Annotated in this window: 17 protein-coding genes and 1 pseudogene; 5 read left to right on the top strand and 13 right to left on the bottom strand. The window is 70.4% G+C overall.

Annotated features, from left to right (window positions below):
• Positions 1-117: 117 nt before the first annotated feature.
• Positions 118-720, top strand: a pseudogene (locus tag ACO057_RS00225) (transglycosylase domain-containing protein); the annotation flags it as partial.
• Positions 721-1349: 629 nt separating this feature from the next.
• Positions 1350-2330, top strand: coding sequence for a hypothetical protein (locus tag ACO057_RS00220; protein ID WP_421988334.1), 981 nt, complete (start codon positions 1350-1352; stop codon positions 2328-2330).
• A gap of 208 nt (positions 2331-2538) precedes the next feature.
• On the opposite strand, the gene ACO057_RS00215 is transcribed toward ACO057_RS00220, so the two are convergent.
• The 9 genes from ACO057_RS00215 to ACO057_RS00175 all read right to left on the bottom strand — a co-directional run bounded on the left by ACO057_RS00215 (position 2539) and on the right by ACO057_RS00175 (position 15752).
• Positions 2539-5658 (bottom strand): efflux RND transporter permease subunit, encoded by a 3120-nt coding sequence (locus ACO057_RS00215; RefSeq protein ID WP_421988333.1) that lies wholly within the window; start codon positions 5656-5658, stop codon positions 2539-2541.
• Complete coding sequence (locus ACO057_RS00210; RefSeq protein ID WP_421988332.1) at positions 5655-6692, bottom strand: efflux RND transporter periplasmic adaptor subunit; 1038 nt, start codon at positions 6690-6692, stop codon at positions 5655-5657. The genes ACO057_RS00215 and ACO057_RS00210 overlap by 4 nt, the downstream gene beginning before the upstream one ends.
• 673 nt (positions 6693-7365) lie before the next feature.
• Complete coding sequence (locus ACO057_RS00205; protein ID WP_421988331.1) at positions 7366-8154, bottom strand: enoyl-CoA hydratase-related protein; 789 nt, start codon at positions 8152-8154, stop codon at positions 7366-7368.
• Positions 8151-9326, bottom strand: a complete 1176-nt coding sequence (locus tag ACO057_RS00200; protein ID WP_421988330.1) for a CaiB/BaiF CoA transferase family protein — start codon at positions 9324-9326, stop codon at positions 8151-8153. The genes ACO057_RS00205 and ACO057_RS00200 overlap by 4 nt, the downstream gene beginning before the upstream one ends.
• Positions 9326-11431, bottom strand: coding sequence for a hydantoinase/oxoprolinase family protein (locus ACO057_RS00195; RefSeq protein ID WP_421988329.1), 2106 nt, complete (start codon positions 11429-11431; stop codon positions 9326-9328). The genes ACO057_RS00200 and ACO057_RS00195 overlap by 1 nt, the downstream gene beginning before the upstream one ends.
• A complete protein-coding gene (locus tag ACO057_RS00190; RefSeq protein ID WP_421988328.1) occupies positions 11428-13095 on the bottom strand; it encodes a hydantoinase B/oxoprolinase family protein in 1668 nt (555 codons plus the stop codon). The genes ACO057_RS00195 and ACO057_RS00190 overlap by 4 nt, the downstream gene beginning before the upstream one ends.
• A gap of 7 nt (positions 13096-13102) precedes the next feature.
• Positions 13103-14062 carry a Bug family tripartite tricarboxylate transporter substrate binding protein gene (locus ACO057_RS00185; protein ID WP_421988327.1) on the bottom strand — a complete coding sequence of 320 codons (960 nt, stop codon included), beginning with the start codon at positions 14060-14062 and terminating at the stop codon, positions 13103-13105.
• Positions 14063-14107: 45 nt separating this feature from the next.
• Positions 14108-14803: a GntR family transcriptional regulator gene (locus ACO057_RS00180; RefSeq protein ID WP_421988326.1), complete on the bottom strand. Its 696-nt coding sequence runs from the start codon at positions 14801-14803 to the stop codon at positions 14108-14110.
• Between the two features lie 55 nt (positions 14804-14858).
• Positions 14859-15752, bottom strand: coding sequence for a LysR substrate-binding domain-containing protein (locus tag ACO057_RS00175; RefSeq protein ID WP_421988325.1), 894 nt, complete (start codon positions 15750-15752; stop codon positions 14859-14861).
• Between the two features lie 205 nt (positions 15753-15957).
• Here ACO057_RS00175 and ACO057_RS00170 point away from each other — a divergent pair, with 205 nt between their 5' ends.
• Genes ACO057_RS00170 through ACO057_RS00160 form a run of 3 tightly spaced genes read left to right on the top strand, consistent with a single transcriptional unit; the run spans position 15958 to position 20679 of the window.
• Positions 15958-16944 carry a Bug family tripartite tricarboxylate transporter substrate binding protein gene (locus ACO057_RS00170; protein WP_421988324.1) on the top strand — a complete coding sequence of 329 codons (987 nt, stop codon included), beginning with the start codon at positions 15958-15960 and terminating at the stop codon, positions 16942-16944.
• 37 nt (positions 16945-16981) lie between these two features.
• Entirely contained in the window at positions 16982-19069 is a 2088-nt protein-coding gene (locus ACO057_RS00165; RefSeq protein ID WP_421988323.1) for a hydantoinase/oxoprolinase family protein, read from the top strand.
• Entirely contained in the window at positions 19066-20679 is a 1614-nt protein-coding gene (locus tag ACO057_RS00160) for a hydantoinase B/oxoprolinase family protein (RefSeq protein ID WP_421988322.1), read from the top strand. The genes ACO057_RS00165 and ACO057_RS00160 overlap by 4 nt, the downstream gene beginning before the upstream one ends.
• 69 nt (positions 20680-20748) lie before the next feature.
• On the opposite strand, the gene ACO057_RS00155 is transcribed toward ACO057_RS00160, so the two are convergent.
• The 4 genes from ACO057_RS00155 to ACO057_RS00140 form a co-directional block, all read right to left on the bottom strand.
• A complete protein-coding gene (locus tag ACO057_RS00155; protein ID WP_421988321.1) occupies positions 20749-21693 on the bottom strand; it encodes a tripartite tricarboxylate transporter substrate-binding protein in 945 nt (314 codons plus the stop codon).
• A gap of 197 nt (positions 21694-21890) precedes the next feature.
• The gene (locus ACO057_RS00150) at positions 21891-22211 is read right to left on the bottom strand and encodes a YdhR family protein (RefSeq protein WP_421988320.1); all 321 of its coding nucleotides are present in this window, start codon (positions 22209-22211) and stop codon (positions 21891-21893) included.
• Positions 22212-22280: 69 nt separating this feature from the next.
• Entirely contained in the window at positions 22281-22406 is a 126-nt protein-coding gene (locus ACO057_RS00145) for a hypothetical protein (RefSeq protein WP_421988319.1), read from the bottom strand.
• Between the two features lie 9 nt (positions 22407-22415).
• Positions 22416-23108, bottom strand: a 693-nt coding sequence (locus tag ACO057_RS00140; RefSeq protein WP_421988318.1) for a PLP-dependent transferase, incomplete at its 5' end; no start/stop codon positions are given.

Here is a 23108-nt window from a genome sequence, read left to right as displayed (position 1 = left end):
AGCCGCCGGGCGAGGCCGTGATGCTGTATCGGCCGGGCGTGGAGGGCGGCAGCGCCGGGCTGCGACTGGTGGTGGACCCGTGAGCTGCGCCGTGACGCCGGATCGCGAAGGGGCGTGATGCGCGGGCGGTGGGCCCTCCTCGGTCTGGGCGCGCTGGCGCTGGTGAGCACCTATGGCGTCCTGGTCGCGCAGCGTGCCGTGCTGCAGGCGCCCACGCCGACGCCCTTCCTGACCGACCGGCACGGCCAGTTCCTCGCCCAGCTCGGCCATGAGCGCGAGGTGGAGGGGGCGCGGCACACCGAATACGGTTTCTGGGCCGCCGCCCCGCCGCCCGATCGCGTCGTCCGGGCGACGCTGGCGCTCGAGGATCGCCGCTTCTGGTCGCATCCGGGCGTCGATCCGCTGTCGGTCCTTCGTGCCGCCTGGCAGAATCTGCGCGGGCTGGAGGTGCGCTCCGGCGCCTCGACCGTCGCCATGCAGGTGGCCCGCATGCAGGCGCCGGCCGCGCGCCATCTCTGGTCCAAGGCGCTGGAAGCGGGAACGGCCGTCGCGCTGACGCTGCGCTATGGGCGGGAGGCGGTGCTCGAGCAATATCTGCGGCTCGTGCCCTACGGCAATGGCAGCCACGGCATCGCGCATGCGGCGCGCTTCTATCTCGACAAGCCGGCCACGGATCTGAGCTGGGCGGAGATCGCCTTCCTCTCGGCCATCCCCCAGGCGCCGGCCCTGCACAATCCCCTGCGGCCCGAGGGGCTGAGACGGGCCATCGCGCGCGGGCAGCGCGCGCTGACGGCGCTCGCCGCCCAGGGCACGATCCCGGCCGACGAGCTCGACACGGCGCGCGCGCAGCTGGCGGCGCTCGTCCTGGCCCAGCCGCCGCGCCGGCCGGCCGCCCTGCACCTGATCGCGCGGCTGCGCGCGACCTTGGCCCGCGACGGCGCGGCCACGCTCGACGCGGGCGATCCCCGTCTGCGCACGCGCCTCGATCTCGGGGTGCAGAGCATGGTCGAGGAACTGGCCCAGGCGCAGCTGGAGGCGCTGCGGCCGCGCGGCGCGCAGCAGGTGGCCGCGATGGTGGTCCGCCGGGCCGACCGGCAGGTGATCGCCGCGATGGGATCGGCCGGCTTCGCCACGACGCCGGGCGGCGCCTTCGACTATGCAAGCGCCAGCCGCTCGCCGGGCAGCACGCTCAAGCCCTTCCTCTATGCGCTGGCCCTGCAGCGCGGCGGACCTCGCGCCGGCCGAGATCATGGGCGACCTGCCGGACGGCGCCTCGGGCATCGCCAATGCGGATGGCGGCTGGCTCGGCCCGATCCCTGCCGCGCCAGGCATTGGCGAATTCCCGCAACGTGCCGGCGACCAACCTGCTGCGGCGGCTGGGGCTCGATGCCGGCTTCGGCGTGCTGCAGCGCCTGGGCCTGCATGACGGCGCCGGACAGCCGGAGCGCTTCGGCCTCTCCATGGCGATCGGCGGCCTGCCCACGAGTCTGGAGCGGCTGATGCGCGCCTATGGGGCGCTGGGCGACGATGGCTGGCTGGCGGATCTCGACTGGTACGAGGGCCAGAGCCTGGCGCCCCGGCGGCAGGTCCTCTCGGCCGAGGCCGCGCGGCTGGTGACGCTCTTCCTGGCCGACCCGCAGGCGCGGCTGCCGAGCTTCCCGCGCTACGGCCCCACCGAATTTCCTTTCCCCGTGGCGCTGAAGACCGGGACCTCCCAGGGCTATCGCGACGCCTGGATGATCGCTTTCTCGCGGGACTGGATCGTCGGCGTCTGGTTTGGCCGGGCCGACAATGCGCCGATGGACGGGCTCACCGGGGGCAATGCGGCCGGGCCGCTGGCCAATGCCCTCCTGCAGCGCTTGCACGGCAGCATGCCCGGCCTGCTCGTCGACGGCGGCTTTCCGGCGCCCGCGGGCATGGAGCCGGTCGCGCTCTGCGCACAGGATGGCCGGCCCGACCGGGGCCGCTGCGGGCGCACCCTGACGGAATGGGTCCGGCCGGGCACGCTGCCGCAGGCCGACGAGGTCGTCGCGATGCATGCCCTGCCGGCGGAGCCGTCCGCCCCGCGCCTGTCCATCCTCTCACCCGAGAACAATGCGCGGTTCTGGCGCAATCCCGAGCTGCCTGCCGCACTGAACCGGATGCCTTTGCGCGCCTCGGCCTCGGCCGGCGTGGCGCAGATGGTCTGGTATGTGGACGGCGAACCCTTCGCCGTCGCGGCGCCCGGCGAGACGGTCTACTGGCCGATGACGCCAGGGCCGCATCGCTTCCAGCTCCGCCTGCCTTTCGCGGCCGAATTGTCGCGGCCGACGCGCATTGTCGTGGAATAGGATCGGCTGGCACGCACGTGCGATGGTCAGGTGCGTTTCGGCGATGAAGCCTTCGATGACGTCCCCGAAGAGCTCTGGATCCATCGGGGGATCCGAGCATTTCGCGCCTCAGACGATCACGGAGGGTCGTCTGGCGTTCTGATCGCCTGCATTCGCCAGACATCGGCAGCGACGGGCCGCGGAAAGCTCTTTTGTGCAGCTTTCCCGTTCATTTGGTTTCATGCCTCGCGCCCGTTCGACCCAATCCTGGAAAGGTCGGCGATTTTGCCCATTCCTGCAGGCGCGACAGGTAAAGGAAGACGACGGGCGTGGTGTAGAGCGTAAAGGCTTGGCTGAAAGCCAACCCACCCACCATCGCGTAGCCGAGCGGCTGGCGGATCTCCGATCCTGTGCCGGCGCCCAGCATCAACGGCACCCCACCGAGCAGTGCAGCCGCCGTGGTCATCAAAATCGGGCGGAAGCGCAGCAGGCAGGCCTCGCGGATCGCCTCCTCGGGTGTTTTTCCTTCGTTGCGCTCCGCATGGATCGCGAAGTCCGCGAGCATGATCCCGTTCTTCTTCACGATGCCGATCAGCAGGATCACGCCGATCATCGCCACGATGCTGAAGTCGAAGCCGAAGGCCCAGAGCGTCAGCAGCGCGCCGAAGCCCGCGGAGGGCAGCGTGGAGAGGATCGTCAGCGGATGGACGAAGCTCTCGTAGAGCATGCCGAGCACGATGTAGACGACCGCCAGCGCCGCCAGCACCAGGATCGGCACGCTGGTGAGCGAGGCCTGGAATGCCTGCGCATTGCCCTGGAAGCTGCTCACCAGCCCGCCGGGCGTGTTGAGGTCCCGCAGCTTCTGCTGGATGGCGGTGACCGCGTCGCCGAGCGCCACGCCCGGCGCCAGGTTGAAGCTGATGGTGGCCGACGGGAACATGCTCTGGTGATTGATGGCGAGCGGCCGCGTGGGCGCCGTGCTCCAATGCGCGAAGGAGGACATCGGCACCTGCTGGCCCGTCAGCGGCGAGCGGATGAAGATCTGCTGCAGCACGGTGGGATCCGCCTGGATGGAGGGCAGGATCTCCAGCACCACGTGGTAGGCGTTCACCTGGGTGAAGTACTGCGCCACCTGCCGCTGCCCGAAGGCGTCGTAGAGCGTGTCGTTGATGGCCTGCGGCGAGATGCCGTAGCGGCCTGCGGCATCGCGGTCGATCTCCACGGTGAGCGTGGTTCCGCCCGACTGCTGGTCGGTCGCGACGTCGCGCAGCATGGGCATCTCGCGCATGGCGGCCAGCACGCGCGGTGCCCATTGGTCGAGCTCCGCGGCATCGGCGTCCTGCAGGGTGAACTGATACTGCGTGCTGGTGAGCCGGCCCCCGACATTGATGTCCTGCACGGATTGCAGGAACAGCACCGCGTCTGTCACCCGCCGCAACTCGGGGCCGAGCCGGTTGATGATCTGCGCGGAGGAAGCGCTGCGCTCGCCTCGCGGCTTCAGCGAGATGAACATGCGCCCCTGATTCTCCGGCAGGCCCGAGCCCGCGCCGAGGCTCATGCCCACCTGCGCGACGTCCGGGTCGTTCCGCACGATCGCCGCCAGCGCCCGCGAGGATTGGGACATCTGCTGGAAGGAGACGTCGGGCGAGGCCTGGATGGTGCCGAGGACCAGCCCGGTGTCCTGCTGCGGGAAGAAGCCCTTGGGCATGCGCATGAAGACGTAGCCCGTCGCGGCCACCGTCGCGAAGAAGACCAGCAGCGTGAGGAAGCGATGCCGGAGCGCCACGTCGAGGCTGCGCGCGTAGCCTGATTGCAGCGCGGCGAAGCCCCGCTCGAAGGCGCGGTACAAGGCCCCGTGCCGGACCTCGCCATGCGGCCGCAGCAGGCGCCCGGCCATCATCGGCGTGAGCGTAAGCGAGACGATGACCGAGACGACGATGGTCGCGGCCACCGTCACGGCGAATTCGCGGAACAGCCGCCCGACCAGGCCCGAGAGCAGGAAGAGCGGAATGAACACCGCGATGAGCGAGATGCTGATGGAGATGATGGTGAAGCTGATCTCGCCGGAGCCGCGATGCGCCGCTTCCATCGGCGCCATTCCGCCCTCGACGTGGCGTTCGATGTTCTCGAGCATGACGATGGCATCGTCCACGACGAAGCCGACGGCGATCGCCAGCGCCATCAGCGACAGATTGTCGAGGCTGTAGCCCAGCGCGTACATCACGCCGAAGGTGGCCACGAGCGCGACCGGCACGGTCACCGCCGGGATGACCGTGGCCCGCAGGTTGCGCAGGAAGACGAAGATCACCCCGACCACGAGCGCGATGGTGAGCATCAGCGTGAACTGCACGTCCCTGACCGAGGCACGGATGGTCTGCGTGCGGTCGCTCAGCACGGTGATGCGGATGGTGGGTGGGATGGCGGCCTGGAGTGCCGGCAAAGCGGCCATCACGCCGTCCACGGTCGCGATCACATTCGCGCCGGGCACCCGCGTGATGGTGAGCAGGATGGCCGGCTTGCCGTTGGCGAAGGCGGCGAGGCGGGCGTTCTCCGCCGCCGCCACGGCCTGGCCGATGTTGCGCAGCCGGACGGGCGCGCCGTTGCGATAGGCGAGGATGGCGTTGCTCCAGGCCTCCGCCGAAAGCAGCTGGCTGTTGTCGTAGATGGTGAAGGAACGGTTGGCGCGCTCGATGGAGCCCTGCGGCGCGTTGGTCGTCAGCGTGGCGATGGCGGTGCGGATATCCTCCAGCTGAAGCCCCATGGAGGCGACCTTCGCCGGGTCGATCTGAACGCGGATGGAGGGCTTCTGCTGGCCGCCGATACCGACCAGGCCCACGCCCGGGAGCTGGCCGATATGCTGCGCCAGGATCGTCTCGGCATATTCGTCCACCTGGGTCAGCGGCAGCAGGTCCGACTGCACGGCCAGCACGAGGACCGGCGCGTCGGCCGGATTGATCTTCCGGAACTGCGGCGGGGAGGGCAGCGTGGCGGGCAGCTGGCCCGAGGCCTGGTTGATGGCCGACTGGATGTCGAGCGCCGCGCCGTCGATGTTGCGCGAGAGCTCAAACTGCACGGTGATCGAACTCGTGCCGAGCACGCTCGTGGAGGTCATCTGCGTGACGCCCGGGATCTGTCCGAACTGGCGCTCCAGGGGCGCGGTCACCGAGGTCGCGACCGTCTCGGGGCTGGCGCCGGGCAGCAGCGTCGTCACCTGGATGGTCGGGAAGTCCACCTGCGGCAGCGGCGCCACCGGCAGCAGCGGATAGGCCGCGAGCCCCAGGCCGAGGAAGGCCACCATCAGCAGGATGGTCGCCACCGGCCGGGCGATGAAGGGGGCGCAGACGTTCATGGCGTCGCCACCTCGGCCCGGGCGCCGGGTGAGAGGCGGAACTGCCCGGAGGTGACCACGCGCGCGGCGGGATCGAGGCCGGGCGCGATCACGGCCCTGCCGTCGGCGAAGCGGTTCACGGTGACGGCCTGCACCACGACCGTGCCGTCGGCCTGCAGGATATAGACCCAGTTCCCGTCCGGGCCGCGCTGGATGGCCGTGCCCGGCAGGGTGGGGACGCCGCGATCGGTGCGCAGTAGCAGCTGGACGTTCACGAACTGGCCCGGCCAGAGGGCGCTGTCCGTGTTGGGCAGCGTCGCCTTCAGGCGGATGGTGCCGGTGGCCTGATCGATCTGGTTGTCCACGAGGGCCAGCGTCCCGGTGCCGAGCGTGCGCTGGCCCTGGCGTTCCAGCACGGTCACGCCGAGCGGCTCCGCCGCCATGGCCTGGCGGATATCCGGCAGCGCCTCCGCCGGCAGGGTGAAGGTCACCGAGATCGGCCGGATCTGATTGAGCACCACGATTCCCGTCGCATCCGTCGCGCGCAGCAAATTGCCCTGATCGACCAGGCGGATGCCGGTGATGCCGTCCATGGGGGCGGTGATCGTGGCATAGCCCAGCTGCGTGCGCGCGTTCTCGATGGCCGCCTCGTCGCCACGCACCTGCGCCTCGAGCTGCGAGACCATCGCCTGCTGCGTCGCGACCTGCTGGCGGGAGGCGAAGTCGCCCACGCCCTGGAAGCGCTGCAGGTTCAGCCGGGCGTTCTCCAGCTGTGCCTGGTCCTGGTCCCGCTTGGCCTGGGCCTGGTCGAGCGCCGCCTGGAAGGGGCGAGGGTCGATCCGCGCCAGCACGTCGCCGGCACGGACCGCCTGGCCCTCCGTGAAGGCGACCTGCTGCAGGATGCCATCGACCTGGGCGCGGATGGTGACGCTGGTGAAGGCCTGAACCGTGCCGATGCATTCCAGCGTGACGGGGACATCGGCGTTGCGAACCGAGGCCACGCGCACCGGCACGGCGGCCGGATCGGCAGCCGCGGCAGGCTCAAGCGGGAACATCGCGGAAAACCAGAGGCCGAGCAGGCCTGCACACAGGCGTCGACATTCCCGAAGTACGGCCATCTGCCCGCTCCTTAGCTGCCGTCGGGCGAGGCCCTGAGGTGCCCTCCCGATCTCAGGCTAGCATCCTGCTGCGCAGCGTAGGGAGAACTGTGCGATCCGCCGTAGCTGCGGTCACTGCCGGGGATGGTTTGGGGCCGGTTGATCAGAATGGCCCCGCGGGAGCCATCGGCCATCGCGCTGATCGCCGATGCCAGTCTGGTGGCGGGCCTCTAACGCCATGTCCGGGAGGATCCGGCATTTCCGTGCCTTACGAGGCACCGCACAGGACCGATCTCGCGCTCGAAACTGGGGCCGCCTTTGTTCCGAGCCTTCGACCCGTTGAAATGCGCGGCGCTGATCTTGGAGAACCCGCCCCCGCTGGACGCGCTCTTCATCAAGTCGGAAGTAGCGCCGACGCTGCCAGGACCAGTAGGGGGGCTCGTCAGGATTGGTTCCGCTGTGCTCAGCAGAGCCTAATGGACCTTCTCGCGCGACAGGATCGTCGGCATCTGGATCGGCCGCTGGCCAATGCGCTGCTCCGGCGCCTGCACGGCAACGCGCCAGGCCTGCGCGCAAAGCGTCCCCGGCTTCCTCCAGGAGGCATCGACGCTCCGCGTGCAGGACGGCCGGCTCAGACCCCGAGGAACGCCGGCGGTCTCTTCTCCGCCTTGGCCACGCGCCCCTCCGCATAGTCGCGGCTCGCGTAGCAGCGATCTTCCGCCACCTGCGTCCTGGTGCGGTCGGGCGGGCCGTCGCGGCGCGCCAGTTCCTGGAAGGCGATCTTCGCGGCGCGCAGGCTGAGCGGCGCATTGGCCGCGAGTTCCGCCGCCAGCGCCGCCACGGCTTCCTCCATAGCCGCGAGGTCGGGCAGCACGCGCTGCACAAGACCGAGGCCGAGCAGCTCCTCCCCGCCATACTGCCGGCCGAGCAGCACCATCTCGCGCGCGCGGGCAAGGCCCACCACATCGGCGACCTTCTCGATATCCTCGAGACGATAGGGCAGGCCCAGCTTTACGGCCGGGATGCCGACGCGCGTGTCGGCCGAGGCGTGCCGGAAGTCGGACATCAGCGCGAATTCGAAGCCGGCGCCGAGGCAATAGCCGTGCATCGCGGCAATGATCGGCTTCTCCATCCGCTGCAGCGCGTTCGCGACCTCGCGCTGCCAGCCGTTGTAGCGGGCAGCGGCCTCGGGGTCGGCCCGGACGGTGTCGAACTCGCTGATGTCGTTGCCGGTGCAGAAGGCGCGTTCGCCGGCGCCGGCCAGGACCAGCACGCGGATGGCCGGGTCGTCCGCCACCTTCGCCAGGAAGCCGGGCAGGGCCTGCCACATCTCCGCATTGACGGCGTTGAGCCGGCGCGGATTGTTCAATGTCAGCCGGGCAATGCCGGCCGAAACCTCGAAGTGGATCAGCTCGCTCACAGGGCCTTCTCCGCGCGCAGGGTGGCGATCTCCTCGGCCGAGAAGCCGAATTCGGCCAGCACCGTGTCCGTGTGCTCGCCCCGGTCCGGCGTCGGCTTCCGCGGGTTCTGCACCCCCGGCATCTGGATCGGCGTGCGCACGAGATTGATCTCGCCCAGCGTTGGATGCCGCACCGGGAAGGTGAGCCCCAGATGCTGCACCTGGGTATCGGCGAAGACCTGGTCCATCGAATAGACCGGGCCGGTCGGCACGCCCGCCTTGTTCAGCCGCTCTATCCAGTTCGCGGCCGTGTCGCCCAGCAGCTTGGCCTGCAGCGTCGCGTTGACCTTGGCACGATGGGCGGAGCGGGCCTTCTCGGTCGCCAGCTCCGGCGCCTTGGTTTCCTCTTCCAGCCCCAGCGTCTCGACGATGCGGCGCCACATCTCGTCGCCACCGGCGGCGAGGTTGATCACGCCATCGGCCGTGTGGAACAGCCCGGTGGGCACGGTGGTGGGATGGTCGTTGCCGGCCTGCTGCGGCACTTCGCCCTTCATGGTCCAGCGCGTGGCCTGGAAGTCCATCATCGCGATCATGGATTCGAGCAGCGAGGTATGGACCCAGCGGCCCTTGCCGGTCTTCTCGCGATCGATCAGCGCGGTGAGGATGCCGATGGCGCAGAACATGCCGGAGGTGAGGTCCGCCACCGGGATGCCGACGCGCACCGGCCCCTGGCCCGGAAGGCCCGTCACGCTCATCAGCCCGCCCATGCCCTGGGCGATCTGGTCGAAACCAGGACGGCGCGCATAGGGCCCATCCTGGCCGAAGCCCGAGATGGAGCCCAGGATGATGCGCGGATTGATGGCCGCCAGCGCTTCGTAGTTGATGCCCAAGCGGTCCTTCACGTCGGGGCGGTAGTTCTCCACCACCACATCGGCTTGCGCGACGAGGCGCTGGAAGACGGTCAGCCCCTGCGGCTTCTTGAGGTTGAGCGTGATGCTGCGCTTGTTGCGATGGACGTGCTGGAAGTCGGGGCCGTGGCGCGCTCCGCCCATGCCCTTGCCGGTGTCGATCTCGTCCGGCGCCTCGATCTTGATGCAATCCGCACCCCAATCGGCGAGCTGGCGTACGCAGGTGGGGCCGGAGCGCACGCGGGTGAGATCCAGGACCTTGATGTGAGAAAGCGGGAGCGACATCAGACGGCTTCCCTTTCGCGCGCGCCCGCGGTGGCGGGTTGCGCCAGGTGGATGACGATATTGCCGCCGGCCTCGACCTGCGCACGGGCGCCGGGCGGGATCAGCAGGGTGGACATGGCTTCCTCGATGATCGCCGGGCCCATGACCTCGGAGCCCGCCGGGAGGCGGCGGCGGTCCAGCACCGGGGCGGAATAGGGCGTGTCGCCGAAGCAGACCTGGCGCGTGCCGGTCTGGGCCGCGCCCTGCGTGGTGACGGGCACCTCCGGATCGAGCACGCCCTCGGCGGTGCCGCCGGTGACCGAAACCCGGATGTTGATGATCTCCACCGCCGCCACGGCCGGACGCCGCGAGAACACGCGTTCGTAGCCGGTTTCGAAGGCCGCGCGGATCGCCGCCTCGGTGCCCGGGCCGTAGGGGCCGGCCGGAAGCTCGGTGATGAGCTCATAGCCTTGGCCGACGAAGCGCAGGTCGGCCGAGCGGCGGATCGCGAGCGCCGCCGTCGCGCCGAGCGTGGCGCCGATGACGGCGCGCGCCTCGGCCTCCAGTCCGGCGTATTCGGCATCGAGGGCGGCCCAGTCGAGCCCGTCGAGGCGGCGCGTCACGGTCGCCACCCGGTCCACGCGAGCCGGGGCCAGCAGCAGGCCCAGCGCCGAGGCCACGCCCGCGCCCGGCGGGCAGATCACCTGCGAGATGCCCAGGCGGCGCGCCAGCTCGCAACCATGCAGCGGCCCGCCGCCGCCGGTGACGAGCAGCGCGAAGTCGCGCGGATCATGGCCCTGTTCGGCCACATGGATGCGGGCCGCGGCGGCCATGGTCTCGTTCACCACGGCATGGATGCCCGACGCCGTGCGGGAGAGGTCGAGGCCGGTCTGTGCCGCCAGCCCGCCGACCGCCGTCTCGGCCGCCTGGGTGCTCAGCTTCATCGTGCCGCCGGCGAAGGTGTCGGCGTCGAGATAGCCCAGCAGCAGGTTGCCATCGGTCACGGTCGGCTCGGTGCCGCCGCGCGCGTAGCAGGCGGGGCCGGGCACGGAGCCGGCGCTGCGCGGGCCGACCTTCAGCAGGCCCAGCGCGTCATGCGCGGCAATGGAGCCGCCGCCGGCGCCGATCTCGATCAGCTCGATGGTCGAGATGTTCAGCGGCAGGCCGCTGCCCGTGGTGAAGCGGCGCTCGCGTCCCGCCTCGAACTTGTGGACCACCAGCGGTTCGCCGCCATGCACCAGCGCGAGCTTGGCGGTGGTGCCGCCGAGGTCGAAAGCCAGCAGGTCGCGCTTGCCGGACCGCTGCCCGAAGAAGGCCGCCGAGAGGGCGCCCGCGGCCGGGCCGCTTTCCAGCAGCTGGATGGGCACGCGCTTGGCCTCGTCCACATGGGTCAGCCCGCCATTGGACAGCATCATGAAGAGCGGCGCCGCGATGCCCAGGCCGGCCAGGTCGCCGGAAAGCCGGTTCAGGTACTTCTCCGCGAGCGGCTTCACATAGGCATTGGCGACGGTGGTGGAGCTGCGGTCGAATTCGCGGATCTGCGGCGAGACGTCGCTGGAAAGCGAGAGGATGAGCCCCGGATGCCGCTCGGCGATCAGCCGCGCCGCCGCACGTTCATGCGCCGGATTGGCGTAGGAGTGCAGGAAGCAGATGGCGAGGGATTTGACCTCCTTGGCCACCAGCGCATCCGCCGCGGCGAGGACGCTCGCCTCGTCCAGCGGAATCTCGACTGTGCCATCGGGCGCGAGGCGCTCCAGCGCCTCCAGCCGCAGGGCGCGGCGGACCAGCGGCTGGGGCAGCGGCAGATGCAGGTCGTAGAGCTCGTACTTGCGCTCGTGACCGATCTCCAGCGTGTCGCGGAAGCCCTGCGTGGTCAGCAGGCCCGTCACCGCGCCGCGCCGCTCGATCAGCGCATTGGTGAAGAGCGTCGTGGCATGCACCACGCGGTTCACCTTCGCCGCGTCGATGCCTTCGGCCGCGAAGAGATGCCCGATGCCCGCGACGACGCCATGCGCCGGATCGGAGGGCGTGGTCAGCTCCTTATGGGCGACGAAGCGGCCGGAGGCGTCGTCGTAATGGACGATATCCGTGAAGGTACCGCCGATATCGATGGCCAGCGCGCTCATGCCTGCTTCTCCGTCACGCGATCATCCGTCGTGCTGCGCACGCTATCGTCCGCCGTGCTGCGCACGAGGCCGTCCTCGATGTCCTGCGCGGCCAAGGCCGCGTCACGTTGCGCGGGGTCGCCGTAGCCACCGCCGCCGGGGGTCCGCAGCTCGACCGTGCTGCCGGGCGCCAGGATGTGCTGGCGCTTGGGATCGACCAGGACGCCATCGATCAGCACGCCGCCGGGCGCGCCCGCGCCGCCGCCGGCAAGGCCAGGGGCGGCGGCCTCCTGCCGCGTGCGCTCGGCCATGAAGGTGATGGCGACCGGCGTGGCGGAGCGGCTCTCGAAGGCCCATTCCTGGCCGGTGCCGCCGCGATGCTCGCCCGTGCCGCCCGTGTCGACGCGCAAACGGCGGTGGCGGATGCGGAAGGGCGCGCCCTGCTCGATCATCTCGACCGGCGCGGCCGAGACGTTTGAGGGCCAGCTCAGCACGTTCGCTCCGTCGTGCGCCGCGCCCGCGCCATAGCCGCCATTCATGAAGAACTGGTTCGCGATCGGCGAGCCGTCCGCCCGCACGCCCGCGAAATTCAGGCTCCACAACGGCGAGCCGACGCCCGCGATCACCCGGTCCGGCAGGGCGCCGGCCAGGGCCTGCAGGATCATGGGCGGGATGAAGTGTCCGGTCAGCGCGCGGTTCGCGCCGGCCGCAGGCGGGGTGGAGTTCAGGATGCAGCCGAGGGGGGCCGAGACCGTGATGGGGCGGAAGGCGCCCTCGTTGTTCGGAACCTCGGGGCAGAGCGCCGCCTTCACCGCGAAGGCCGTGTAGGCCATCGTATAGGCAAGGCAGACGTTGATGCCGCGCGGCACCTGCGGGTCGGTGCCGGCATAGTCGGCCATGATGCTGTCGCCCTGCTTGTGCAGCGCGAGCTTCAGGCGGATCGGCTGCTCCAGCCCGTCCGTCACCACCTCGGCGTGATAGACGCCGTCGGGCACGGCGCGGATCGCCTTGCGGGTCGCCTGCTCGGAGCGTGACTGGATCTCGTCCGCCAGCTCCACGAGGTCGTCCATCCCGTGCTCGACGAGCAGGCCGCGCAGGCGGCGCTCCATGAGGTCGAGCGCGGTGAACTGGGCGTAGAGATCGCCCATCACCTGGTCGGGCACGCGGGTGTTCTTGCGCAGGAAGCGGACGAAGGTGTCGTCGATCGTGCCCTCGCGCACCACCTTCATGATCGGGATCTGCAGGCCTTCCTCGTAGACCTCGCGCGATTCCGCCGTGCGGATGCGCCCGCCGATGTCGGGCGCATGCGCGACCGATCCGGCAAAGGCCATCAGCCTGCCGTTCAGGAAGATCGGCTTGGCCACCGTGATGTCCGGCAGATGGCCGGTGCCGAGCCAGATGTCGTTGGTGATGAGGATATCGCCCTCGCGCAGCGTCTCGGGCGGGAACTCCTTCAGGAAGTGCCCGATGGTGCGCGGCGTCGTGCAGAGGAAGGACGGCACGCCGTCCGTCGCCTGCACCAGGGAATGGCCGCGCGCGTCGGTCAGCACGCAGGCGAAGTCGTGGCTCTCGCGCACGATGACGGAGAAGGAGGTGCGCAGCAGCGCGGCCGCCGCCTCGTCCACGATGGAGACGAGGCGGGTCCAGAGCAGCTCGAGCGTGACGGGGTCGAAGCGCGTGGTCATGATGTCCTCAGTTCAGCCGGATGCCGGCGGCCTGGATGACGCGATTCCACTTTTCGGTCTCCGAGGCGAAGAAGGCGCGGGATTCGGCGACGGTGCCGCCCACGGGCGTGATGCCGAGGCCGGCGAGGCGCTCGCGCAGGGCGGGCTCGGCCAGAACGGCGCGGGTGTCGGCGTTCAGGCGCTCGAGCAGCGGGGCGGGGACGCTGGCGGGGGCGGCGAGGGCGAGCCAGGCGGTGGCGACATAGCCGGGCAGGCCGGCCTCCTCGGCGGTCGGCACGTCGGGCATGGCGGGCGAGCGATGCCCGGAAGTGACGGCGAGCGGCCGCACGGAGCCGGCCTGGGCGAGCGGCGGCACGGTCGGCAGGTTCTCGAACATCACCTGGATATTGCCGGCGACGAGGTCGTTCAGCGCCGGGCCGCTGCCGCGATAGGGGACATGCGCGATCTGCACGCGCGCGGCCAGCAGGAAGGCCTCGCCGGCCAGATGGGTCGAGCTGCCGTTGCCGGCGGAGCCGAAGCTCAGCGCGCCGGGGCGGGCGCGCGCGAGTTCCAGCAGCTCGCGCAGATTCCGCGCGGGCAAGGAGGGGTTCACGATGATGACATTGGGCAGCTCGCCCAGCACCGTCACCGGGGCCAGCTCGCGCGCGGGATCGTAGCTCAGCCGCGGATAGATGGCGCTGGCGGCGTGGATGCCGAGCGTGCCGAGCAGCAGCGTGTAGCCGTCGCCCGGCGAGCGCGCGACGGCCTCGGCGCCGATATTGCCGCCGGCGCCGGGGCGGTTCTCCACCACCACGGGCTGGCCCCAGCGGGTGCCGAGTTGCTCACCCACGATGCGGGCCAGCACGTCGGCCGAGCCGCCGGGCGCCAGCGGCACGACGATGCGCACGGGGCGCGTGGGGAAGTTCTGCGCTTGCGCGCTCCAGGAGAGACAGGCTGCGACGGAGGCAGCCAGGATGTGGCGAAGCATGATTTTCCTTGTCCGATTTGATCCCGGTGCGGCGTTCTTTTTTGGTTAGGGTGCGAGCATGCCCGAGAGCACGCGCGCATAGAGGTCGCGGCCGGCGGCGATGTGGCGCCGCATGGCCGCTTCGGCGGCCGGCGCATCGCCGGCCTCGATGGCGTCGAGGATTTCCGAATGCTCCTCGCCGATCAGCCCCGGCCGTTGCGGCACCCGGCTGGCGAGATGGCGATAGCGTTCGAAGCCCAGCATCACCTGCTCGTGGCAGGCGGCAGCGGAGTGGTTGGCCGCGAGCCGCCGCAGCTCCTCGTGAAAGTCGAGGCCCACGGAAAGCGTCAGCTCCGCATCGCCCAGCGCCTGGACCTGGAGATGCCGGATATGGATCTGCCGCAGCCGCGCGGCATTCGCGACGCCCTTCGCGATCCGCCGCGCGGAGGAGGCGGCGAGCAGGCCTTCGAGCACCTCGCGGGTCAGGGAGAGGTCGAGCATCTCCTCCAGGGAGAGGGGCGGGATGCGCAGGCCGCGCGGCTCGCGCTGCAGGAGGCGCAGCTGTTCCAGCCGGCGGATCGCGTCGCGCAGCGGCGTGCGGCTGACCTCGTAGCGGGCGGCGAGGCGCTCCTCGGTCTCCAGGCATTCGGGCGCCAGCTCGCCGGAGATAATCGCATGCAGCAGGCGCCGGAACACGACCTCCGAGGCCGTGACGCCGGGCGGCGAGCGGTCGCTGATCGCGGAGGCATCATCCCATCTCATGGCGATATGAATCCATGTATACATAGATTTGGCAAGACCCGTGGACCCCGCCGGATCAGCCCTTCGCGACCTGCGTCGTCAGCCATTGGCGAAAGGCGCGCAGCGCGGGCAGCGCCTCCGCGGCCTCCGGATAGGCGAGGCTATAGGCCGCCGGGCCGGCGAGATCGCGTCCGAAGGGGGCCGCCAGCTGGCCGAGGGCGAACTCCTGCTCCAGCAGGAAGCGCGGCAGCAGGGCCACGCCCAGGCCCGCCACGCAGGCCGCCGCCACCATGGCCGTGTGCTGCATCAGCGGTCCGCGCAGCCCGTCCACGCCGTCGATCGCCCCCTGATCGAGCCATTCCAGCCAGCTGCGCGGCCGCGTGGTCTGCTGGATCAGGGTCTCGCGGGCCAGGTCCTCGGGCCGGCGCAGCCGCTCGGCAATGGCGGGGGCGCAGACGGGGAGGCGGGCATCGGCGACCAGGGGGTGCCGGAGGATGCCCGGCACCTCGGCCTCGGACAGCAGCATCGCCGCGTCCACATCCTCGGCCGCGAAGTCGAGCGGCGTCAGCCGCGTGGTGTAGTTCATGAAGTTCAGCATCACGCCCGGATAGGCGGCGCGAAAGGCGGGCAGGCGCGGCATGAGCCAGCGCGCCCCGAAGGTGGGGGAGACGGCGAGGTTCAGCGTGCCGCCCGTGCCGCGATGGGCCAGCAGCTCGCGCGTCGCGCCCTCCAGCCGCGACAGCACGACGCGCACCCTTGGCGCATAGGCCGCGCCGGCCGGGGTGAGGACCAGGCGCTGGCGGACGCGCTGGAAGAGGCGAAGGCCGAGCGTCGCCTCCAGCCCGGCCAGCTGCCGGCTGACCGCGCTCTGGGTGAGCCGCAGCTCCTCGGCGGCGCGGGTGACGCTGAGATGGCGCGCGCAGGCCTCGAAGGCCTGGAGTGCCGCGGTGGGAGGTACATGACGGCGCATTGGATAGTTAATTCCAGAACGTCATTAAAGTATGTGGAAGTTTCAGTTGCGTACAGGGGAGCTTCGGGAAATTCTCCCGTGGTGGGCCGGAAATGCATGCGGGATTCGCATGATCCGCAAAACCATCAAGGACCGCCCGGGCATGACCCGGGAGGCCAGGGGAAGAAGATGCCAGACACATCCGGCCTCGCCTGGAGGTGATGAAATGACGCATGTCCGCTTAGCGCGCCGAGCCCTTTTGGCCGGTGCGGCCGCCGCCCCCGCGGCCCTGACCCAGCCCGCGCGCGCCGCCTGGCGGCCCGGGCAACCCATCCGGATCCTGGTGGGCTACCCGCCCGGCGGCGCCGTCGACGTGCTGGTGCGCGTCGTGGCCGAGGGCGTGCACCGCCTGCACGGCATCCAGATCATCCCCGAGAGCCGGAGCGGCGCCTATGGCATCATCGCCGCCCAGGCCGCTGCCCGCAGCGCGCCGGACGGCAGCACGCTGTGCAGCGCCATCATGGGGATGATGAGCGTGCTGCCCGCCATCCCCGGCGTCCCCCTGCCGATGGACCTGGACCGCGAGCTGACGCCCGTCTGCACCCTGGCGGGCACGCCCATGGCCCTGGTGGTGCGCCCGGACGCGCCCTTCAGCGACGTGGACGGGCTGATCGCCTATGCGAAGTCCCGCAACGGCGCGGCGACCTACGCCTCCTCGGGCAACGGCTCCATCAACCACCTCGGCGGCGCGCTGTTCTGCGGCGCGGCGGGCGTCGAGATGACGCATATCCCCTATCGCGGCGGCGCCCCGGCCACGCTCGACGTCTCCGCCGGGCGCGTGGACATGATGGTGGCCAATGTGGCCGAGGTCGCGCAGCAGATCCTGGGCGGCCAGCTCAAGGGCCTGGGCGTGACGGCGCGCGAGCCCTCGCCGCTGGCGCCGCAGCTCGCGCCGCTCGCGCTGCGCATGCCGACCATGGAGATCAACAACTGGTTCGGCCTCGCCGGTCCGGCCGGTCTGCCCGCCGAGATCCGCGATGGGCTGGGCGAGCTGTTCGGCGCCGTCGTCGCCGATCCGCAGACCTCCAGGACCCTCGTCGACCGTGGCCTGCTTCCGCTCGCCGAGGCCGGCGCAACCTTCGAGCAGCGCATCCTCCGCGACCGCGCGCGCTGGCGGGACGTGGTCCGCGCCAACAACATCCGTGGCGACTGACGGCCACTCCAGATCATCCGTGACTTCAGGAATCCCCATGACTGCATCGCACAGGCCCGGCTCGCTATCGCTGGGCATCGATATCGGTGGAACCTTCACCGACCTCGTCATCCTCGACCCCACCGACGGGCGCGCCTCCATCTGGAAGGAAAGCACGACGCCCGACGATCCCTCGCGGGGCGCGATTGAGGGCCTGCGCCAGCTGCTGCGGCGCAGCGGCACGCAGGCCGGCGCCATCGGGCGCGTCGTGCATGCCACGACGCTCTTCACCAACGCGCTGATCGAGCGGAAGGGCGCGCCGACCGGCCTGATCACCACGGCCGGCTTCGCCGATGTGCTGGAGATCGCGCGCGAGCGGAAATACGAGCTCTACGACCTCTTCCTCGAAATGCCGCAGCCGCTGGTCCCGCGCCCCTGGCGCCGCGAAGCGCGCGAGCGCCTGGCACCCGATGGCAGCATCGAGATCGCGCTGGATGTCGAGGCCATGCTGGCCGAGGTGGCCGATCTGGTCGCGCAGGGCGTCACCAGCCTCGCCATCTGCTTCCTGCATTCCTACGCCAACCCCGTGCATGAGCGGCTGGCCGCCGAGGCCATCGCGGCGCGCTTCCCGCGGCTGTCCCTCTCGCTGTCCTGCGACATCGCGCCCGAGATCCGCGAATATCCGCGCGCCGTCACCACGGCCGCCAACGCCTATGTGCGGCCCATCGCCGAAACCTATCTCGACACACTGGAGGCCGCGCTGAAGAGCGCCGGCATCCCGGGCAGCCTCTTCCTGATGCTGTCCAATGGCGGCCTGACCCATGTGGCCGAGGCCAAGCGCGCGCCGGTGCAGCTGCTGGAGAGCGGCCCGGCGGCCGGCGCCCTGGCCGGGGCCTGGTTCGGCCGCCATGCGGGGCTCGAGCGGGTGCTGGCCTTCGACATGGGCGGCACCACCGCCAAGCTGGCGCTGGTGGATGACGGCGAGCCGCTCGTGGCCTGGGGCTTCGAGGCGGCGCGGGCCAAGCGTTTCCTGCGCGGCTCCGGCCTGCCGATCCAGATCGCCACGGTCGAGCTCATCGAGATCGGCGCCGGCGGCGGCTCCATCGCCCGCCCCTCCGAGCTGGGCACGCTGCATGTCGGCCCCGAGAGCGCCGGCGCCCAGCCGGGTCCCGTCTGCTATGGCCGCGGCGGCACGGAGCCGACGGTGACCGACAGCGATCTCGCACTCGGCTATCTGAATCCGGAATTCTTCCTCGGCGGTACCATGCGCATCGATCCTGCGCCCGCCGTCTCGGCCCTTGAGGAGCTTTCGGTTCGTCTCGGCCTGGAAGCCGGGCGGGGCGCGCCGGGCATCCATGACGTGGTGAACGAGAACATGGCCGGCGCGGCCCGCGTCGCCATCGCCGAGCGCGGCCGCATCCCGCGCGACTACGCGCTTCTCGCGACCGGCGGCGCGGCGCCCGTGCATGCCTGGAACGTCGCGACGAAGCTCGGCATCTCGCGCGTCGTCTGTCCGCCGGGGGCAGGGGCGGGGAGCACCATCGGCATGCTCATGGCCTCGGCGCGCATCGACCGCGTGGCCTCGCGCAACGAGGTGCTGGCCAAGGCCAACTGGATCGAGATCGCCGCGATCTTCGAGGATCTGGAGACGGAGGCGGTCGCTATCGTCGCCGATACGGGGGCCGACCTTGCCCAGCGCAGCCTGCGGCGGTTGGCCGATATGCGCTATGTCGGCCAGGGCTCCGAGATCACGGTCGTCCTGCCGGAGGTGCTGGACGAGGCTTCCGTGATGGTCGCCTTCGAGGTCGCCTACCGCCAGCTCTTCGGCCGCACGCCGCCGGGGGCCAATGTGCAGTTCGTGGCGCTCCGCCTCTCGGTCTCGGCGCCCATGCCGGGCGCGGGCGGGAAGCTGCTGATCGCCAGCGGCCGGCCGGGCGGCGCCGCCCTGAAGGGCCGTCGCTCCGTCCATTTCCCCGAGACGGGACGGGTCGATACGCCCGTCTACGACCGGTACGCGCTCGCCCCGGGCGCGCAGCTCGACGGCCCCGCGGTCTTCGAAGAGAACGAAAGCACCTTCATCGTCGGGCCCGACGCGCGCATCAGCGTGCTGCCCGACGGATCCATTCTGGCGGAGCGAGTGGCATGAGCCCGGCGCAGGACGTGAGGCGTTTCGACGCCATCGAGATCGAGCTCTTCTGGCGCCGCCTCATCTCCCTGGTGGACGAGGCCGCGGCGGCGCTGGTGCGCACGAGCTTCTCCACTCTGGTGCGGGAGAGCTACGACTTCTCCTGCGTGGTGACCGATGCCGACGGCCAGTCGCTGGTACAGGCGACGGAGAGCATCCCGAGCTTCATCGGAACGCTGCCGGAGACGGTGAAGCATTTCATCCGCCACTTCCCGACGGAGACGCTCCAGCCGGGCGACGTGCTGATCACCAATGATCTGTGGCTCGGCACGGGGCATCTGCCGGACATCACGGTTGCCAAGCCCATCTTCCGCAACGGCCGGCTGGTGGCCTTCAGCGCCTCCACCGCGCATGCCCCGGATATCGGCGGCAAGATCCGCAGCCCCGAGCCGCGCGAGGTCTTCGAGGAGGGGCTGCAGATCCCGCCGATGAAGCTGATGCGGGCGGGCGTGCAGGACGACACCCTGGTCGCGATCATCCGCAAGAACGTCCGCACGCCGGACCAGACGATGGGCGACCTCTGGGCGCAGGTGGTGGCGCTGGATCTGATGGAGGAGCGTCTGCTCGTCCTGATGGAGCAGGCCAATCTCGACCACCTGCGCGACCTGGCCGCGGAAATCCATTCGCGCTGCGAGACGGCGATGCGCGCGGCCATCGCGGCCCTGCCGGATGGCACCTATTCGAGCTCGCTCCAGACCGACGGGCTGATGGACAAGCCGATCACCCTGCGCCTCGCCCTCACCATCAAGGGCGACACGATCACGGCCGATTACAGCGGCACGGATCCCCAGGTGGACCGGGCGATCAACTGCGCGCTCTGCTACACCTATGCGATGACGATGTATGGGGTGAAGGTCTGCACCAGCCCCAACCTGCCCAATAACGAGGGCGCCTGGCGCCCCATCAAGGTCGAGGCGCCGGCGGGCTGCATCGTCAATCCGGTGTTCCCGGCTTCCGGCGGCTCGCGCATGCTGATCGGCCATTATCTTCCGATGCTGGTCTTCGGCTGCCTCGGCCAGGTGGTGCCGGAACGCGTGATGGCCGCCTGCGGCTCGCCCATGTGGGGCATGAACCAGTCCGGCGTGAACGCGGCCGGAAAGCCCTATGCGAACATGTTCTTCTTCAATGGCGGCATGGGCGCGAATATCCGGGGCGACGGCCTGTCCTGTCTGTCCTGGCCGTCGAACGTCTCCTCGACGCCGATCGAGATCACGGAGCACATCGCCCCCCTTCGGGTCCACTACAAGCGCCTGCGCTCCGGCAGCGGCGGGGCCGGCCGTCACCGCGGCGGGTTGGGCCAGGAGGTAATGATCGAGAGCCGGTCCGAAAGTCCCATCGCGGTGTCCTTCCTGGCGGAGCGGACGAAGTTTCCGGCCTTCGGCATCGAGGGCGGCACGGCGGGGGCGCCGGGCATGCTGCGCATCAATGGCGAGGCGGTGGATCCCAAGCGGCAATACGTGCTCGCGCAGGGGGACATCGTGATCATGGGCACGCCTGGTGGGGGTGGTCATGGCCCGGCGGCCGAGCGGAGCGCTGCCCGGCTGAAGTCCGACCGGGACGCCGGCTACTGACACGAGAGGCGGTGCCCTCTCGAACGGGGCATCCGAGCGCGACCTGGATGGGTTCCGTTCCGGCGCGCCCTATTCGACCGCGATGGCGGCCTGCTCGTGCAGCGCCGTCCATTGGCGGATCTCGCGGTCGAGATGATCGCCGAGATCGGCGCGGCTTCCGGCGACCAGGGCCACGTCCACCCTCTCGAAACCGGCGCGTAGATCCGGGTTGGCCAGCACGAGCCTCAGCGCCGCGTTGAGGCGCTCCAGCACGGGCTCCGGCGTGCCGGCCGGCGCGAAGAGACCGTTCCAGCTCGTCACGGCGTATCCGGGATAGACCTCGCCGATCGCCTGAACGTCTGGGAGGGAGGCCACGCGCTCCGCGGAAGTGACCGCCAGGACGCGCAAGCCGCGCTCCTGGCGCAGCGCGCCGATATCCGGCGTCTGTATGAAGCCGACATGGACGCGACCCGCGAGAATGTCGACGACGCCGCTGCCGCCATTATAGGGCACATAGGTGATCTGGATCTCCGCGCGCCGCGCGAGCAGCTCCACTGCCATTCGCATGACGGTCGCGGCGCCCGTGATCGCGACGGTCAGCTCGCCCGGATGGCGCTTGGCCCAGGTCACCAGCTCCTCGAGGCTGTTCGCCTCGACGGAGGGGCCGACGATGATCGCGAAGGGCGTGACGGCGATGCGTCCGACCGGGACCAGGACGCGGCGCGGATCGCCGGGCGGAAGTTGCGGCTGGAGCACGGGATTGATCGAGAGGGCAGGCGTTCCGAAGAGCAGCGTGTGCCCATCGGCCCTGGCGCGCGCCACATAGGCCGTGGCGATGGTGGTCGAGGCGCCGGGACGGTTCTCGACGACGACGGGCTGGCCCAGTTCGCCGCTCAACCTTTCCGCCACGCGCCGCGCGATCGTGTCCACGCTGCTGCCGCTCGTATAGGGCACGACGATCGAGAGCGGGCGGCTTGGAAAGGCGGGGCCGCCGCCTTGCGCGGCGGCGGCCGTCGACAGGCCCGAGAAGGCCATGGCGGCCAGGACCGCCCGCCGCCCAGGTCGCGCGGCAGACCCGGTTCCTCCAATTGGCTTCCCGTCCCTTACCCGGACCGTCATCGCAGCACTCTCCTTGGTGACTTTAATGATCGCCCGGCCCGATGCTCCCGATGACCCGGCGTCGGCAGATGCCGGGCCTCGGCCATGGGGTGCGTCGCGGGCATGGGCTTGCGTCAGGCCGTGGCGGCCTCGCCGATCGGGGCATGGGTGAAGGCGCTCAGCTCGTCGTTCACCTCGAAGACGCGGGCGGTCAGCTCCGTGCCGCCGGCTTCCGTCAGGGCTTTCGAGACCTGCTCGGCCCAGCTGCTGGCGCTGGCGGCATCGTCGAACAGGTAGATGCCGCCCCGCAGGCCGGTCTCGGCGCTGCCGATCCAGATCTTCCAGCGAAAGCCCGGCAGCGCGTTGATGCGCTCGGCCGAGGCTTGGCGGGCGGCGAAGGAGGTCTGCTGCTGCGCGGCGCTCGGCCGGTAGTTCACTTGCAGGATGGCGGGCATGGGTAGCTCCTTTTCGCGTGGGTTTCGAAGGAATGGCGGATCAGACAGGCCGCGCGCCACATCGTCCCGTCATGGCGCGGCGAGCCCGCTCAGCGAGATGAGCGCCAGCGCCGCGGTGAAGACCGCGGCGCTGCGCCAGGCGAGCGTGAACATCGGGGCATCGCGGAGGCTCTCCACGACGCGCAGGGCGGGCATGGCGGCGCCTCACTCGGCGGCGGCGCGCAACGGCGTGCCGGCGGCGTTGTCGAGGGCCTGGGAGAGGTCCGCCAGGATGTCGTCGATATGCTCGATGCCGATGGACAGGCGCACATAGCCCGGCGAAACGCCGGCCCTGGCCTGCTCCTCCGGCGTCAGCTGGGAATGCGTGGTGCTGGCCGGATGGATCGCCAGGCTGCGCGCATCGCCGATATTCGCCACGTGATAGAGCAGCTTCAGGGAATCGATGAAGCGCTGCCCCGCCTCGCGCCCGCCGGCCAGCTCGAAGCCGAGCAGCCCGCCGAAGCCTTGCGTGAGGTACTTCCGCGTCCGCGCCGCCGCCTCGCCCTTGAGATGCTTGGGATGGATGACGCGCGTCACCTCCGGCCGCCCGGCCAGCCAGTCCGCGACGGCCTCGGCGTTGCGGCTGTGCTCGCGGATGCGCAGCGGCAGCGTCTCGACGCCCAGCAGGGTGAGGAAGGCGTTGAAGGGCGAATAGGCCGCGCCGAGATCCCGCTGCAGCGTGGTGCGCGCCTTCAGCACATAGGCGATCGGGCCCAGCGGCTTGGCCGCCTCCACCCAGACGGCGCCGTGATAGGACGGGTCGGGCCGGTGCAGGGCCGGCTGGCGCTCGGGATGCAGATCCCAGTCGAAATTGCCGCCGTCGACGATGATGCCGCCGATGCTGGTGCCGTGCCCGCC

Origin of the sequence: Roseococcus sp., assembly GCF_965227005.1 — a bacterium.
Classification (GTDB): Bacteria; Pseudomonadota; Alphaproteobacteria; order Acetobacterales; family Acetobacteraceae; genus Roseococcus.
The sequence above is the reverse complement of the archived record's forward strand: the minus strand, read 5'-3'. Positions and strand labels throughout refer to the sequence as shown.

Coding starts and splice junctions, on each gene's coding strand:
- ACO057_RS00165 (WP_421988323.1), top strand. CDS start 16,982: ATGACTGCATCGCACAGGCCCGGCTCGCTATCGCTGGGCATCGATATC.
- ACO057_RS00210 (WP_421988332.1), bottom strand. CDS start 6,692: ATGTTCCCGCTTGAGCCTGCCGCGGCTGCCGATCCGGCCGCCGTGCCG.
- ACO057_RS00180 (WP_421988326.1), bottom strand. CDS start 14,803: ATGAGATGGGATGATGCCTCCGCGATCAGCGACCGCTCGCCGCCCGGC.
- ACO057_RS00155 (WP_421988321.1), bottom strand. CDS start 21,693: ATGGCCTTCTCGGGCCTGTCGACGGCCGCCGCCGCGCAAGGCGGCGGC.
- ACO057_RS00195 (WP_421988329.1), bottom strand. CDS start 11,431: ATGAGCGCGCTGGCCATCGATATCGGCGGTACCTTCACGGATATCGTC.
- ACO057_RS00145 (WP_421988319.1), bottom strand. CDS start 22,406: ATGCCCGCCCTGCGCGTCGTGGAGAGCCTCCGCGATGCCCCGATGTTC.
- ACO057_RS00190 (WP_421988328.1), bottom strand. CDS start 13,095: ATGACCACGCGCTTCGACCCCGTCACGCTCGAGCTGCTCTGGACCCGC.
- ACO057_RS00215 (WP_421988333.1), bottom strand. CDS start 5,658: ATGAACGTCTGCGCCCCCTTCATCGCCCGGCCGGTGGCGACCATCCTG.
- ACO057_RS00175 (WP_421988325.1), bottom strand. CDS start 15,752: ATGCGCCGTCATGTACCTCCCACCGCGGCACTCCAGGCCTTCGAGGCC.
- ACO057_RS00170 (WP_421988324.1), top strand. CDS start 15,958: ATGACGCATGTCCGCTTAGCGCGCCGAGCCCTTTTGGCCGGTGCGGCC.
- ACO057_RS00200 (WP_421988330.1), bottom strand. CDS start 9,326: ATGTCGCTCCCGCTTTCTCACATCAAGGTCCTGGATCTCACCCGCGTG.
- ACO057_RS00150 (WP_421988320.1), bottom strand. CDS start 22,211: ATGCCCGCCATCCTGCAAGTGAACTACCGGCCGAGCGCCGCGCAGCAG.
- ACO057_RS00160 (WP_421988322.1), top strand. CDS start 19,066: ATGAGCCCGGCGCAGGACGTGAGGCGTTTCGACGCCATCGAGATCGAG.
- ACO057_RS00185 (WP_421988327.1), bottom strand. CDS start 14,062: ATGCTTCGCCACATCCTGGCTGCCTCCGTCGCAGCCTGTCTCTCCTGG.